Genomic DNA, 300 nt, shown 5'->3' with positions numbered 1-300 from the left:
GAGTCGTCGACGATCAGGAGCTTGGGCATGGCGGGTTGCGTGGCAGGAGCGGCCTCGGACCGGGCCCGGAGTCGGCGGCTCAGGCCGCCTGCAGGTCCGCGACCTCGTGCCGGCTGAGGAGCCGGTCGACGTTCACCATCAGGATGATCCGCTTGGCGGCGGCGAGGTTGGCGACCCGCCCCACGGCGCTGTCTTCGTCCTGCGCGAGGTCCGGCGCCGGCACGATGGCCGAGCGGGGGATCTTCAGGACCTCCGAGACCGAGTCGACGATGAAGCCGGTCTCGGAGGTCCTGAAGATCC

At 70.7% G+C, this 300-nt stretch carries 1 protein-coding gene; it reads right to left on the bottom strand.

The annotated features are described in order from the left end of the window. Positions 1 to 79 precede the first annotated feature (79 nt). A partial coding sequence (locus tag ACLBX8_RS31975) for a chemotaxis protein CheW (protein ID WP_447716445.1) occupies positions 80 to 300 on the bottom strand: 221 nt, incomplete at its 5' end.

It is taken from the genome of Methylobacterium sp. D48H (assembly GCF_053345715.1).
The sequence above is the reverse complement of the archived record's forward strand: the minus strand, read 5'-3'. Positions and strand labels throughout refer to the sequence as shown.